Below are 14,249 nucleotides of genomic sequence, written 5' to 3'. Positions count from 1 at the left end.
CATGGCCAAGCCCGGCGTCCATCCCGCCACCGCCTACCTGTTCGTCGCGCCCTGCGCGCTGGTGTTCGCCGTGTTCACGGTCTGGCCGATGCTGTTCAATGGCTGGCTCGCGTTCCAGGACTACTTCATCGCCAGCCGCAACACCGCCTGGAACGACTTCGCCAATTTCCTGGTGCTGGCCGATTCGCAGGCGTTCCAGATCGCGCTGCGCAATTCCATGCTGCTGCTGCTGACGGTGCCGCTGATCCAGGGCGGCGCGCTGGGCCTCGCGCTGCTGGTGCACCGGCCGCTGCCGGGCATCACCTTCTTCCGCGCCACCTACTACCTGCCGGTGGTGATCACGGTGTCGATCGCCGGCATCGTCTGGCAGTACGTGTTCCACCATGAAGGCATCCTCAACTGGCTGCTGGGGCTGGTCGGGCTGATGGAGCCCGGCGAGGGCGTGCCCTGGCTGGAGCGCGGCGGCTGGTCGCTGGTGGCGGTGATGGCGTTCTGCTTCTGGAAGTATGTCGGCTACTACATGGTGCTGTACCTGGTGGGACTGGCCTCGGTGCCGCGCGAGTTGCAGGAGGCCGCGATGCTGGATGGCGCCGGTACCTGGGCGCGCTTCCGCCACGTGACCTGGCCGCTCCTGGCGCCGGTGGCGGTGCTGTGCACGCTGCTGTCCACCATCGGCGCCCTCAAGACCTTCCAGGAGGTGCTGGTGCTGACCGGCGGCGAGGGCGACACCATGACGCCGTTGTTGTTCGTCTACCGCACCGCGTTCTCCGGCTTCAATTTCGGCGTGGCCGGCGCGGCCAGCCTGATGTTCACCCTGGTGTGCCTGCTGGTGGCCGCGTTGCAGATGCGGCTGATGGGCCGGCACAACCCGTTCACCCGGAGCGAATGATGCGCGCCTCCCGCTGGCCTCTGATCGGCACGCGCTATCTCGGCATGAGCGTGTTCGCCCTGTTCACCGTGTTCCCGTTCCTGTGGGCGCTGTCGGTGGGCCTGTCCGCCGATCCGTCGGGTATCTGGCACTTCCCCGGCGCCTTCATCCCCACCGATCCGGGCCTGGGCTGGTTCAACCGCGTGTTCGCCGAGATGCCGTTCTTCACCTACGTGGGCAACTCGCTGATCCTGTCGGCGCTCACGGTGGCCGGCGTGCTGGCGCTGACCATCCCGTGCGGCTACGCGCTGGCGCAGATGGAGTTCCCCGGCCGCAGGCTGCTGTTCGGCGCCATCCTGCTGACGCTGACCCTGCCGTCCGAAGTGGCGATCCTGCCCAACTTCGTCACCATCTCGCGGCTGGGGCTGGTCGACAGCTACGTCGGCGCGGTGCTGCCCAACCTGGCCAGCGCCTTCGGTGTGTTCCTGATGAAGCAGAGCTTCGAGCAACTGCCCGCCGAGGTGATCGACGCCGCGCGCGTCGACGGCGCCGGCGAATGGCGCGTGCTGTGGCGGGTGGCGGTGCCGCTCAATCTGCCGGCCGTGGGCACGCTGGCGATCTTCACCCTGGTCACCGCGTGGAACGACTACCTGTGGCCGGCGGTAGTGTTCTACACCCGCACCAAGCTGCCGATCTCGGTCGGTGTGTTCAACGACCTGACCGGCCCATTCGCAGTATCGACCAGCCTGGTGATGGCGGCGGTGGTGATGGCGGTGGTGCCGGTGATCATCGGCTTCGCCTTCACCCAGCGGCTGTTCCTGGCGCCGCAGGCGCTGCCGGCGCGCGCCTGAGCCGGCGGCCTCACCCGTAAACGCCCTGCCTTGCGCGGGGCGTTTTTTTTTGATGGCCGGCGGTCGGCTAGCGGGAACGCGCGCCGGGCATCGCGCTCATACGTGGGTCTCTTGCGCGTATCGCCCGGGTGCGACCCGGGCCGATCCGGAGGTCTGCGATGAGCCTTTCCGCCGCACTGCATCACCGCGAATCGCTGCACAGTGTGTTCCCGCAGCACGCGGACCTGAGGCCGCGCCGGACCCGCCGCGCCGTGGTGCTCGATGCACCGTCCGCGCTGCCGGGTGTTCACCGGGTGGATGTGTCCCTGCAAAAGCCCTTCGATCATGAAACCGGCGCCCTGTATGACCCCGACCTGAGCCGTCGGGCCGATTGAGCGACTTGCCGGCCCTGCCGCGCCAGCCCATGCGGCGCGGGGGACCGGCGTTTTTTCGTCCGCGCGCCTTAGGGCGAATCGACCTTCAAACCTGGGTGCGAAGGACGAAGGCCGGGATGCAGGGCAAGGCGTGCCGAGTGCCGCGAGGTCATCCCCGCAAGCGAGGCACAACGCCGCCATGCGCCCGGCCTTCGTCCTTCCCTTCGGGTTGATCCGTGGGCCGGCGTCTGCTTTGTCGCACGGCTTGCAGAGAGGAGGGCTATCTGCCGCGCCGCGCTTCGCGCAGCCATCCGGCCCACGGACCAACGCATCCCAGGTTTGAATGTCGATTCGCCCTGGCAAATAAATCGTCGGCATATGAAACTCTCATCCGTGTCCGGTGTCGCACGCGGGCGCATCGACACGCGCATTCTCATAAACAGGAGTCTGGATTGATGAAACGACTATTGGTCGCCGTGTTTGCCGTCTTTATCGGCCTGGGCGCCTTTGCCGACCATGCCGAGGCCAAGCGCTTCGGTGGCGGCAAATCCTCCGGCATGCAGCGGTCCTACAGCCGTGACGCCGCGCCGCAACGCAGCGTGGATCAAACCCCCGCCCGGCAGCAGCCGGCCCCGGGCGCCGCGCCGCGCAAGAACTCGTGGATGGGGCCGCTGGCCGGTCTGGCCGCGGGTCTGGGCCTGGCCGCGCTGTTCTCGCACCTGGGCATGGGCGAAGGCATGGCCAATTTCGTGATGCTGGCCTTGCTGGCGCTGGTGGCCGTGGTGGTGGTGCGCTGGCTGATGAACCGCGCCAAGCCGCGCGCGCCGGCCAACCCGATGCAGACCGCGTATGCCAACGCCGGCCAGTCGCAGCAACCGGCTTCGTTCGAACCGGCGCCCCGCGCCGGCGAGCCGGTGATGCGCGGCGCGGCGTCCGATCCGGTGTGGCAACCCGCCGCGCAGCCGGCGTCGGCCCAGTTCGGCGCGCCCGCCAGCCTGCCGCCGGGCTTCGACGCCGAGGGTTTCGCCCGCGAGGCCAAGCGCAATTTCATCCGCCTGCAAGCCGCCTATGACGCGGCCGACCTGGACGATCTGCGCGAGTTCACCTCGCCGGAGATGTTCGCCGAGGTGAAGCTGCAACTGGCCGAGCGCGGCAGCGCGCCGCAGACCACCGACGTGGTCGAGGTCAACGCCAACGTGCTGGCGTGCGTGCAGGAAGGCAACCGCTACATTGCCAGCGTGCGCTTCACCGGCCTGATCCGCGAGGAGAAGGACGCCCCGGCCACGTCGTTCGACGAGACCTGGCACCTGAGCAAGCCGACCGACGACCGTCACGGCTGGGTGGTGGCGGGTATCCAGCAGAACGATTGATCGTTCCAGGCATGAAAAAAGGAGGCGCTTCGGCGCCTCCTTTTTTTGATCGAGCCACGCTCAAGCGCGGCGAACAAAACCCGGCGTAGCGGTTCTGGCAAGACGCGCGAAACGCAGACCGTACACGGGGTACGGCAAGCGAGGCTCGGCGCCCCCGCGCGGCGCAGCCAGAAGGGTTGCCGCGCTAGGCCGGCATTTCGCCGCCCAGCGCCTCGATCAGCGCCGGCACCAGTTTGCGCAGTTCGCCCACGGTCAGCGCCAGGCCGCCGTCGAAGATCGCCGCCTGGTCGGCCGCGTCGGCGTCCTTCAGTTCGTCGTGCAGCACGTCGAGCATGGTCACGCGCTTGAGTTCCAGCTTGTCGGTGAGCTGGAAGGCGATGCGGTCCTCCCACGACAGCGCCAGGCGGGTCGGCAGCTTGCCGACGCCCAGATGCTGCTTCACCTCGTCGCTGTCCAGCGGCTGGCGCACGAAGCGCGCGATGGCGCCGTCGTCGCCGGGCGCGCGCAGCTCGGTATCCTGTCCCAGGTCGAAGGCGCCGGCGTCGGCGGTCTCCAGCCACAGCGTCATCGCCGTCTGCGGCGTGGTCTGGGTATCGATCAGGCGGGCGGGCAGGCTGCCCAGCGCCTCGCGCAGCACCGACAGCAACTGCTCGGCCTTGCCGGCCGCCGCGGCGTCGACGATCACCAGCCCGGCCTGCAGGTCGACGATGGCCCGTTGTACCCGGCTGCGGGTGAACGCCTTGGGCAGCAGTTCCTCGGCCACGCGGTCGCGCAGATCCTTCGCTTCCTTGCGCCCCACCTTGCGACCTTCCTCGGCCTCGATCTGGGCGATGCGGTATTCCGCCTCCTGGCGCACCACGATGGCGGGCAGGATCTTCTCCTCGGTCTTGAGCGCCACCAGCACGGCGTCCTGCTGGGCGTAGGCGTACAGCTCGGCCGCGTGCGGCGCCGGCGGCACCCAGCCCTGCGACGACAGATCCATCGTGCCGCACGGCACCCACGGGCGCTTGGCCAGGCAGTCGGCGATGCTGTCGGCGGTCAGCGCGTGGTCGGGGGCCAGGCGATAGAGCTGGAGATTGCGGAACCAGAGCATGACGAATCCTTCTTGAAACGGCCGGCGATTGTAGCGCCGCGGCCAGCGGCCGCCAAACCGCATCGACCCGTCATAAGCACCGCCGACAAAACCTTCCCGGCCGCGTCGCGCCGCCTTGCGCTGTCCGCGTCGGGTGCGCCTTGCCGGTGCCGCTGCGCCGGGCTCCACAGGCCGCTCCAGGCACTGCCGCTAAGCGGTGGCTGGCCCGCCAAGTACTTGATTCCGCAGCGCAACGACGCCAATTAAAAAGTGAGAGGCGGCGCGATGCAGCCGATTGCGCCTGCCTGGATTCGCCCCTTTGTTTTTTTCTCATAGGAGGACCAACTCATGAGCTATCCGGTGAGACGCAATCTGGAAAACTGGCTGGACGATCCGCGCCGGTCGATGGACGAGTTCGTGCGCAGCTTCTTCGACCGCCCGCTGGGCTTCGAGGGCGCCGGGCAGGTGAAGGTGGACGTCACCGAGGACGACGCCGCCTACACCGTCCACGCCGAACTGCCGGGCGTGACCAAGGAAGACATCGAAGTGCAGATCGAGGGCAACCTGGTCGCGCTGAGCGCCGAGGTCAAACGCAGCAGCGAGAAGAAGGAGGGCGACAAGCTGCTGCACAGCGAGCGCTACTACGGGCGCATCTCGCGCAGCTTCCGGCTGGCGCATGAAATCGACGACGCCGGCGCCCAGGCCAGTTTCGACAACGGGGTGCTGTCGCTGGTGTTGCCGAAGAAGGCCGCGGGACTGGGCCGGCGCAAGGTGGAGATCAAGTGACGTCGCCACGGAACGGGTGACGGAAGCGGGCCGCATGGCCCGCTTTTTCGTTGGCTGACGCTGGGTCATGCCGCTGTCGTGCGTGGACCTGCATCTAGTTGTTGAGAACGATTGTCAAAAGCGATACAGTGCGGGACTGCCTTTCAGCTGATCCCGGAGAACCCGCCGTGCCTCGTTTCCTCGTCCTGCCGTTGCTCGCCGCGCTGGCCGCCGGCTTTGCCCAAGCCGAATCGGTGACCGTCTATTCCGCGCGTAACGAACAACTGATCAAGCCGCTGTTCGACGCGTTCACCAAGGACACGGGCATCGACGTCAAGCTGTTGACCGACAAGGAAGGTCCGTTGATGGAGCGCATGAAGGCCGAGGGCAGGAATTCGCCGGCCGACGTGCTGATCACCGTGGATGCCGGCAACCTGTGGCAGGCCGCCAACCTGGGCCTGCTGCAACCCACGCGCTCGTCCGTGCTGGAAGCCAACGTGCCGGCGCACCTGCGTGATCCGCAAGGCCAGTGGTTCGGCCTGTCGCAGCGCGTGCGCACCATGTTCTACAACCCGACCATGGTGAAGCCGGGCGAGCTGTCCACCTACGAGGACCTCGCCAACCCGAAGTGGAAGGGCAAGCTGTGCCTGCGTACCTCGAAGAAGGTCTACAACCAGTCGCTGGTGGCGGTGCTGATCGCCCAGCACGGCGAGGCCAGGACCGAGCAGATCGTGCGCGGCTGGGTGGCCAACCTGGCCACCGACGTGTTCGCCGACGACACCAAGATGCTGGAAGCCATCGCCGCCGGCCAGTGCGCGGTGGGTATCGCCAACAGTTACTACTACGGCCGCATCGTCGACAAGAAGCCCGATTTCCCGGTGAAGATCTTCTGGGCCAACCAGCAGGCGGGCGGCGTGCATGTGAACGTTTCCGGCGCCGGCGTGGCCAAGTTCGCCAAGAACCAGAAGGGAGCGGTGAAGCTGATCGAGTGGCTGTCGTCGGACAAGGCGCAGAACCTGTACGCCACCAAGGATTTCGAATACCCGGTCAACCCGCACATCAAGCCGGATGGGCTGGTCGCCGCGTGGGGCAGCTTCAAGCCCAACCTGATCAATGTCTCCAAGGCGGGTGAACTGCAAGCCAAGGCCACCCAGCTGATGGACCGCGCCGGCTACAAGTGACCGGCCGCGGGGCCGCACGCCCCGCGTTGCGCGACGGCCCCTTCCTACTGGCCTTGCCAGAACTCCAGCCCGGACCTTGCGCCGGGCTTTTTGTTTGTCCCGCACTCGGTTAAGGTGCGCTTTCGACCACGGGAGCAGGGATGGATCCTCGAACTCGGCTGGAAACCTGGCACGACCACGGCGCGTTGAGCCGCGCCGGCTTGCGTCAGGCACTGGATGGATTGGGCCTGCGCCCCGACGCGGCGCGCTGGCGCACGTCCGCCGAGCGCCTGCTACTGGGCTGCGGCGTGCTGGCGCTGTTGTCCGGCATCGTGATGATGTTCGCCGCCAACTGGCTGGCGTGGCCACGGCTGGCGCGGGTCGGACTGGCGGCGGCCATCGTGCTGGCCGCGCTCGCCGCGTCCTGGCTCACCCGGCGCGACGTGCCGGCGCATCGCTGGGCGGTGTTCGCGCTGGCCACGCTGGCCGGCGTGCTGCTGGCGGTGATCGGCCAGGCCTACCAGACCGGCGCCGACGCCTGGCAACTGTTCGCGCTGTGGGCGTTGCTGGCGTTGCCGTGGGCGGCCTACCTGCGCTGGCTGCCGCTCTGGTCGCTGTGGCTGGGCATCGTCTCGCTGGCGCTGGTGGCCTGGCAGGGCGTGCACCGACTGGAACCGCTGCTGCTGGTGTTCAGCAACGACCTCAACCTGCCGTTGCTGCTGGGATGGGCCGCCGCCTGGGCGGCGTGCGAGCGCTGGGCCGATCCGGCCGGCTGGGGGCGGCGCGCGCTGCCGGCCGCGCTGGCGCTGGGCATCGCGGCGCTCGCCACCGCGCCCGCCTGCGTGGCGATGGCCGGCGAGGATGCCACGCTGCTGCTGCCGGACGTCGCGGTGGCCGGCAATGGCGCGGTGATCGCGCTGTGGGCGTTGTGGCTGGCGGCGCAGGCCGCGCTGGCGTGGCGCCGCCGCGATGTCTACCAGCTGGCGCTGGCCGCGTTCAGTGCCTGGAGCGTGGCGCTGGCGTGGTTGCTCCGGCTGGGACGCTTCGACGACGTGGTGTGGGCGCTGGCGGGGCTGGCCGTGATCGGTCTGGCGCTGATCGCCTGGCTGCTGCTGCATCGCCATCGCGCCTGGCGCGCGGAGGAGGGCGCATGAAACCCTGGCCACAAGTGATCGACGAACTGCGCGCCAGCGGCGCGCTGAGCGGCGAGCCGGCCGACGCCGTCGCCACCGAACTGCCGTGGTCGGTACAGGCCATACAGACCGTGGCCGCCTGGGTGGCCGCGATCCTGGTGCTGGCCGCCGGCATGACGCTGTGGTCCGCTTCGGATGGCGCGCGCATGTTGCTGGGCGCCATGATCCTGGCCGCCGCCACCGCCGCGATGCGGCTGGGACGAGTGTATTTCCTGGCGCAGGCCGGGGTGCCGCTGGCGCTCGGCGGCGCCTTCATGATGGTGCTGTCCAGCCCGCTGGAGCGGCACGTGGCCTGGAGCTGCTTCGTCGTCGGCGCGGTGCTGTTCTGCCTGGCCGGGCCAAGACTGCTGCGGCTGATCGCCGCCATGCTGATGCTGGGCGCCTGCTGGGATTGGCTCAACCCGCGCTGGAGCGGCGAATTCTTCACCGAGCGCCCGCTGGCGGACAGCCTGCTGACCACGGTGCGACAACTGCTGTTCGGCTGCGCCACGTGGTGGCTGTGGACGCGCCCGCCGCGGCGGATGGCGATCTGGCTGCCCTGGCGCGACGCCGTGACGGTGTTCTGGCTGGGCGCGCTCGCCTTCGTCGCCGGAGGGCGCCACGGCGGCTGGGGATCGATGGCGCCGGACCTCGATCGCCTGCTGCTGGAGCTGCTGCTCGCCGCGCTGGCCCAGCTGCCGCTGTTGCTGGCGGTGCGCGAAACGCTGCGACGCCAGCCGGATGTCGCCCCCGCGGTACGACCATTGCTGGCGCTGCTGCCGCTGGCGCTGCTCTCCCCGCTGCTGTCCGCATCGCTGCTGGTGCTGTGGCTGGGCCTGGCGGAAGGGCGTCGTCTGCTGGTGTGGCTGGGCTGCGCCGCCGGGCTGGCGGGCTTCCATCTCTACTACTACAGCCTGCACTGGCCGCTGCTGCTCAAGGGGCTGGCGCTGGCCGGCGTCGGCGTGCTGCTGCTGGCGGTATGGGCATGGACCAGGAGACGCGCATGAACGCCAACCGGATCTGGGTCGCGCTGGGCGTGGCGCTGACGCTGGCGGTGCCCGCCGCGCTGGTGACGCGGCACGAGCGCCTGCTGGCGAGCGGCAAGCCGGTGTTGCTGGCGTTGCGGCCGGTCGACCCGCGCTCGCTGATGCAGGGCGACTACATGGCGCTCGACTACGACGTCACCCAGGCGGTGACGCGCACCGTCAATGCCGAACCGGCGCCGCTGGGCCTGTTGCGACAGGGCGAGACGCTGTACGCCTTCCTGGCGGTGGACGCGCAAGGGGTGGGCCGCGTGGTGCGGATCGGCACCGCGCCGTCGATGGCGCGTCCCGGCGAGCTGGCATTGCGGCTGCGCTGGCAGCAATCCAGCCCGATCTGGTTCATGCGCTGGGCCGGCGGGAACGCGGTGCTGCCCAGCCATAGCTATTTCTTCGCCGAAGGCGAGGGCGGCTACTACGCCAAGGCGCGCTATGCGATCTGGCGCGTGGGCGACGATGGCGACGCGCTGCTGGAGGCATTGGCCGACGAGCACGGGCGGCGCATGGACGGTGTTGCGGCCCCGGCCGGCAGCGGCTGAGCGCCACGCACCACGCACCACGCACGCACGCACGCACCACGCACCACGCACCACGCACCACGCACCACGCGGCCGGAAGGCTTGGGCCGTCGTTCCAATTGAGAATGACTCTTGTAAGCGGTTGTCCCGCAAGGCGATAATGCCGGGGCTGCATCGCCGCGCACGCGCTTTCCCTTCCTCCGCATGGCCGAACTCGCCCTGAACCCCGCCGTTTCCGACCCTTCTCCGCACGCCGCGCATCATCGCCGCCACGCCTGGCGCGGGGTGGCGATCAGCCTGCCGATCGCGCTGCTCACGCTGATCCCGCTGCTGGTGGTGCTGGCGTCGTTCCTGTCGCCGCAGCCCGAAATCTGGGCTCACCTGGCGCAATACGTGCTGCCCGGCGTGCTGCGCAACACGCTGCTGTTGATCATCGGCGTCGGCCTGGGCGTGCTGGGGCTGGGCGTGTCGCTGGCCTGGCTCACCGCGATGTGCGAATTCCCCGGCCGGCGCTTCTTCGCCTGGGCGCTGATGCTGCCGCTGGCGATGCCGGCCTACGTGCTGGCCTTCGTCATGGTCGGCCTGCTCGACTTCACGGGCCCGGTGCAGACCTGGCTGCGCGCCGCCTTCGGCGGCAGCGCGTGGTTCCCGCCGATCCGCAGCAGCGGCGGCGTGGTGCTGGTGCTGTCGCTGGCGTTCTACCCGTATGTCTACCTGTTGGCGCGCAACGCCTTCGCCACCCAGGGGCGGCGCGCGCTGGAGGCGGCGCAGATGCTGGGCGTCTCGCGCCGCGCCGCGTTCTGGCGCGTCGCCATCCCGATGGCGCGACCGTGGATCGTCGGCGGCCTGACGCTGGCGCTGATGGAAACGCTGGCCGACTTCGGCGCGGTGTCGGTGTTCAACTTCGACACCTTCACCACCGCCATCTACAAGGCGTGGTTCGCCTTGTTCAACCTGCCGGCGGCGTCGCAACTGGCCTCGCTGCTGGTGCTGTTCGTACTGGCGCTGGCGGTGGTCGAGCAACGGGTACGCGGCGAGCGGCTGTACCACGCCCGCGCCGGCGGCGGCGAGCGCATCGCGCTGCGCGGCACGGCCCGCTGGGGCGCGGTCGCGTGGTGCGCGCTGGTGCTGCTGGTGGCGTTCGTGGTGCCGCTGATCCAGCTGGGGCATTGGGTGACCCAGGTGTGGGCCGACGATTTCGACGAGCGCTATCCCGCCTTCATCGGCCGCTCGGTGTTGCTGGCCGCGCTGGCGGCGTTGCTGGTGGCCGCGCTGGCGCTGGCGCTGGCCTACGCCCGTCGCCGCTACCGCGACGGCGGCACCCGCTGGCTGGTGCGGCTGGCCACGCTGGGCTACGCGGTGCCGGGCACGGTGCTGGCGGTCGGCGTGTTCATTCCCATCGCCTGGCTGGACAACCTGCTGCTGGCCATCTTCCAGCCGCTGGGCTTCGAAGGCTTCCAGGTGTTCAAGGGCACGGTGGCGGTGATGTTGCTGGCGCTGGCGGCGCGTTTTCTCGCGGTCGGCTTCCAGCCGGTGGACAGCGGCATGCAGCGCATCACCCGCAACCAGGAGGAGGCCGCGCGCTCGCTCGGCCTGCGCTCGCGCCAGGTGTTGCTGCGGCTGCACCTGCCGCTGCTGCGCGGCGGCCTGTTCACCGCCTTGCTGATGGTGTTCGTCGACGTGATGAAGGAAATGCCGATCACGCTGATGACCCGCGCCTTCGGCTGGGACACCCTGGCTGTCCGCGTATTCGAAATGACTTCCGAAGGCATGTGGGACCGCGCCGCGCTGCCGGCGCTGTTCATCGTGCTGGCCGGGCTGCTGCCGGTATTGCTGCTGACGCGGCACGGCGCCGAGGATTGACCGCATGCTGCACCTGAACGACATCGCCCTGCGCTACGGCGCCAAGACCGTGGTCGAGCACCTGTCGCTGTCGCTGGCCGCGGGCCAGATCGGCTGCCTGCTCGGCGCCTCCGGCTGCGGCAAGACCACCGTGCTGCGCGCCATCGCCGGCTTCGAGACCGTACGCGAAGGCAGCATCGTGCTCGGCGGCGAAACCGTTGCCGACGCGCGGCGCAGCGTGCCGCCCGAGTTGCGCCAGATCGGCATGGTGTTCCAGGACTACGCACTGTTCCCGCACCTGGACGTGGCCGGCAACATCGCCTTCGGCCTGGGCCGGCTTGACCGCGCCGCGCGCCGCGCCCGCGTCGACGAGTTGCTGGAACTGGTCGGGCTGACCGGGCAGGGCGGGCGCTATCCGCACCAGCTCTCCGGCGGGCAGCAGCAGCGCGTCGCCCTGGCGCGCGCGCTGGCACCCAGCCCGCGCCTGCTGCTGCTGGACGAGCCGTTCTCCAACCTGGACGTGGAACTGCGCGAGCGCCTGGCGCAGGAGGTGCGTGCCATACTCAAGGCCGCCGGCACCACCGCCATCCTGGTCACCCACGACCAGCATGAAGCCTTCGCCGTCGCCGACGTGGTCGGCGTGATGGCCGACGGCCACATCCGCCAATGGGCCACGCCGTACCGGCTCTATCACGAGCCGGCGGACCGCTTCGTCGCCGACTTCATCGGCGAGGGCACCTTCCTGCCGGGACGCATCGTCGGCGCGCAATGCATCGAGATCGAACTGGGCGAGATCTGCCGCACCGTGCCCTTCGGCGGCCGGCCCGGCGACGTGGCCGACGTGCTGATCCGCCCCGACGACATCCAGCACGACGACGCCAGCCCCACCCGCGCCCGCGTGCTGGCCAAGGCGTTTCGCGGCGCCGAATTCCTCTACACCCTGGAACTGCCCTCCGGCGCCCGCGTGCTGTCGCTGGTGCCCAGCCACCACGACCACGCCATCGGCGAAGCCATCGGCATCCGCGCCGAGATCGATCACCTGATCGCGTTTGCCCGGGGCGAATAGAGACACCGCACATTCGCCGTTCATTACTGATAAACGGCTGTCAATGAGGTTTGCCGGGTTGACGATGTAATATCGCGCGTAGCTGACAACATGCTTGTGCGAGCGTATGGACACACATCAGATGCTGGCTTCCTTCGCCAGCGCCTTCACCCAGGCGCAGCGGCTGCTGACCCTGCACCTGGGCGATGGCGCCGCCTACGGCGAGCAACTGCTGCCGCAATCGGTCGCCGGCGAGGAAGCGCTGTCCCGGCCGTATCGCTACGTGGTGGAATGCCTGTCGCCCGACGTCGGCGTGCCGCTCAAATCGCTGCTCGGCCTGCCGGCGCAGCTCGGCATCCTGACAGCCGACGGCGACGAAGTGGTGCGCTGCGGTGTGGTCACCGCCGCCCGGGCACTGCCGTCCGATGGCGGCTTTGCCCGCTACGCGCTGACGGTCGAACCGCCGCTGGCGCTGCTGGCGCATCGGCGATCCAGCCGGGTATTCCAGGACTTGAGCGTGGTCGAGATCGTGCAGCAGCTGCTGGACGAACACCTCGCCACCAACCCGGTGTTCGGCGCCACCTTCGCGGTGCGTTTCGATCTGGCCGAGACCTATTCCCCCCGTTCCTACTGTTTGCAGTACCGCGAGAGCGATCTGGCCTTCGTCTCGCGCCTGCTGGCGGAAGAGGGCCTGGCCTACCGCTTCGAACATCAGGCCGGCGATACGCCGCGCGTCACCCTGGTGGCGTTCGACGACCCTTACTCGTTGCCGCAGGCGCGCCACGGCCGCATCCGCTTCCATCGCGCCGACGCCACCGAAGCCGAAGACAGCCTCACCGACTGGACCAGCAGCCGCCAGCTCGGCCCCGGCCAGGCATCGCTGGCCAGCTTCGACTATCGACCGGTGCTGACCCAGCAGGCCGGGGAAGACAGCGCCATCGACCAAGGCGCGGGTGGCAGCCAGGCCGAAAGCAGCCTGGAGCACTACGATCCACAGTCGCTGTACTACGCCGCCGACGGCGAACAATTGGGCCGCTACGCCCAATTGCGGCAACAGGCGTTCGACCTGCAAAAAAAGGCTTTCCACGGCCAGGGCACGGTGCGCGGGGTGCAGGTCGGCGAATGGTTCCAACTAGCCGACCACCCGCTGCATGACAGCGACGCCCCGGAACAGCGCGAGTTCGTCGCCAGCCAACTGAGCTTCACCGCCCACAACAACCTGCCGGGCGACCTGCTCAAGTTCCTGAAGCAGGGGCAAGACGTCCCGCAGCCGTTCACGGTCCAGCTTGCAGCGCAACGGCGCGGCATCCCGCTCACGCCCGACTACGCCGAGAGCACCCACGCCAAACCCACCGCCCTCGGCGTGCAGACCGCCACCGTGGTGGGGCCCGAGGGTGAGGAAATCCACACCGACCAGTACGGCCGGATCAAGGTGCAGTTCCACTGGCAACGGCCGCAGGAGCATCCCGAATTCGGCGCCAACCTGGATGACCGCTCCTCGTGCTGGCTGCGCGTCGCCTATCCCAGCGCTGGCGCAGCCTGGGGCCACCAGTTCATCCCGCGCATCGGCCAGGAAGTGCTGGTGGACTTCATCGAAGGCGACATCGACCGGCCGCTGGTCAAGGGCGTGTTGTACAACGGCAGCCACCCGACCCCGGCGTTCTCCGGCGCGGGATCGCTGCCGGCGAATAAAACCCTGTCCGGCATCCAGAGCAAGGAATACCAGGGCAGTCAGTACGGCGAACTGCTGTTCGACGATACCCAGGGCGAAGTGCGCACCAAGCTCTCGTCCGAACACGGCAAGACCCAACTGAACCAGGGCTATCTGACCCACCCGCGCAGCGACGGCAAGGCCGAACCACGCGGCGAAGGCTTCGAACTCAGAACCGACCGCCAAGGCGCGCTGCGCGCCGCGCAGGGCTTGTTGCTCAGCACCGAAGCCAAGCCCGGCGCCAGCGGCCAGCAACTGGACCGGGAACAGGCCCAGGCCCAACTGGAATCCGCGCAGCAACTGGCGCAGACGCTGGGCGACACCGCGCAGCAGCAACTGGCCGACCCCACCGAAATCGGCCCCGATACCCTCGACCTCGAAGGGCAGAAACAGGCCAGGTCGCAGCAAGGCCACCTCGATCACCTGAACCAGGCGCTCAAGGCGTGGCAGGCGGGCAGCAACACCGATCCCGACGGCAAGAC

13 protein-coding genes are annotated in these 14,249 nt (G+C 68.9%); 12 read left to right on the top strand and 1 reads right to left on the bottom strand.

Annotated elements, in window-relative coordinates:
* Position 1: 1 nt before the first annotated feature.
* The 4 genes from C556_RS0116310 (at position 2) to C556_RS0116295 (ending at position 3,442) form a co-directional block, all read left to right on the top strand.
* Positions 2-889 carry a carbohydrate ABC transporter permease gene (locus tag C556_RS0116310; RefSeq protein WP_018749319.1) on the top strand — a complete coding sequence of 296 codons (888 nt, stop codon included), beginning with the start codon at positions 2-4 and terminating at the stop codon, positions 887-889.
* Complete coding sequence (locus C556_RS0116305; RefSeq protein ID WP_018749318.1) at positions 889-1,719, top strand: carbohydrate ABC transporter permease; 831 nt, start codon at positions 889-891, stop codon at positions 1,717-1,719. The genes C556_RS0116310 and C556_RS0116305 overlap by 1 nt, the downstream gene beginning before the upstream one ends.
* A gap of 158 nt (positions 1,720-1,877) precedes the next feature.
* Complete coding sequence (locus C556_RS0116300) at positions 1,878-2,093, top strand: hypothetical protein (protein ID WP_018749317.1); 216 nt, start codon at positions 1,878-1,880, stop codon at positions 2,091-2,093.
* 434 nt (positions 2,094-2,527) lie between these two features.
* The gene (locus tag C556_RS0116295; RefSeq protein WP_026263154.1) at positions 2,528-3,442 is read left to right on the top strand and encodes a Tim44 domain-containing protein; all 915 of its coding nucleotides are present in this window, start codon (positions 2,528-2,530) and stop codon (positions 3,440-3,442) included.
* Positions 3,443-3,626: 184 nt separating this feature from the next.
* On the opposite strand, the gene C556_RS0116290 is transcribed toward C556_RS0116295, so the two are convergent.
* Entirely contained in the window at positions 3,627-4,535 is a 909-nt protein-coding gene (locus tag C556_RS0116290) for a recombination-associated protein RdgC (RefSeq protein WP_018749315.1), read from the bottom strand.
* A gap of 327 nt (positions 4,536-4,862) precedes the next feature.
* Here C556_RS0116290 and C556_RS0116285 point away from each other — a divergent pair, with 327 nt between their 5' ends.
* The 8 genes from C556_RS0116285 to C556_RS0116250 all read left to right on the top strand — a co-directional run.
* Entirely contained in the window at positions 4,863-5,300 is a 438-nt protein-coding gene (locus tag C556_RS0116285; RefSeq protein ID WP_018749314.1) for an Hsp20/alpha crystallin family protein, read from the top strand.
* Positions 5,301-5,467: 167 nt separating this feature from the next.
* Positions 5,468-6,460 carry a Fe(3+) ABC transporter substrate-binding protein gene (locus tag C556_RS0116280; protein WP_026263153.1) on the top strand — a complete coding sequence of 331 codons (993 nt, stop codon included), beginning with the start codon at positions 5,468-5,470 and terminating at the stop codon, positions 6,458-6,460.
* 140 nt (positions 6,461-6,600) lie between these two features.
* Positions 6,601-7,593: a DUF2157 domain-containing protein gene (locus C556_RS0116275; protein WP_083930647.1), complete on the top strand. Its 993-nt coding sequence runs from the start codon at positions 6,601-6,603 to the stop codon at positions 7,591-7,593.
* The gene (locus C556_RS0116270; RefSeq protein WP_018749311.1) at positions 7,590-8,618 is read left to right on the top strand and encodes a DUF4401 domain-containing protein; all 1,029 of its coding nucleotides are present in this window, start codon (positions 7,590-7,592) and stop codon (positions 8,616-8,618) included. Before C556_RS0116275 ends, C556_RS0116270 begins: the two co-directional genes overlap by 4 nt.
* Positions 8,615-9,190 carry a GDYXXLXY domain-containing protein gene (locus C556_RS0116265; RefSeq protein WP_018749310.1) on the top strand — a complete coding sequence of 192 codons (576 nt, stop codon included), beginning with the start codon at positions 8,615-8,617 and terminating at the stop codon, positions 9,188-9,190. Before C556_RS0116270 ends, C556_RS0116265 begins: the two co-directional genes overlap by 4 nt.
* 183 nt (positions 9,191-9,373) lie before the next feature.
* Entirely contained in the window at positions 9,374-11,032 is a 1,659-nt protein-coding gene (locus C556_RS0116260) for an ABC transporter permease (protein ID WP_018749309.1), read from the top strand.
* A gap of 4 nt (positions 11,033-11,036) precedes the next feature.
* Complete coding sequence (locus C556_RS0116255; protein WP_018749308.1) at positions 11,037-12,077, top strand: ABC transporter ATP-binding protein; 1,041 nt, start codon at positions 11,037-11,039, stop codon at positions 12,075-12,077.
* Between the two features lie 106 nt (positions 12,078-12,183).
* Positions 12,184-14,249: type VI secretion system Vgr family protein (locus C556_RS0116250; protein ID WP_040431374.1), on the top strand; the 2,066-nt coding region annotated here is incomplete at its 3' end.

It is taken from the genome of Chitiniphilus shinanonensis DSM 23277 (genome assembly GCF_000374805.1).
Classification (GTDB): domain Bacteria; phylum Pseudomonadota; class Gammaproteobacteria; order Burkholderiales; family Chitinibacteraceae; genus Chitiniphilus; species Chitiniphilus shinanonensis.
Note: the sequence above shows the minus strand (reverse complement) of the source record. Positions and strands in the feature narration are given on the sequence as shown.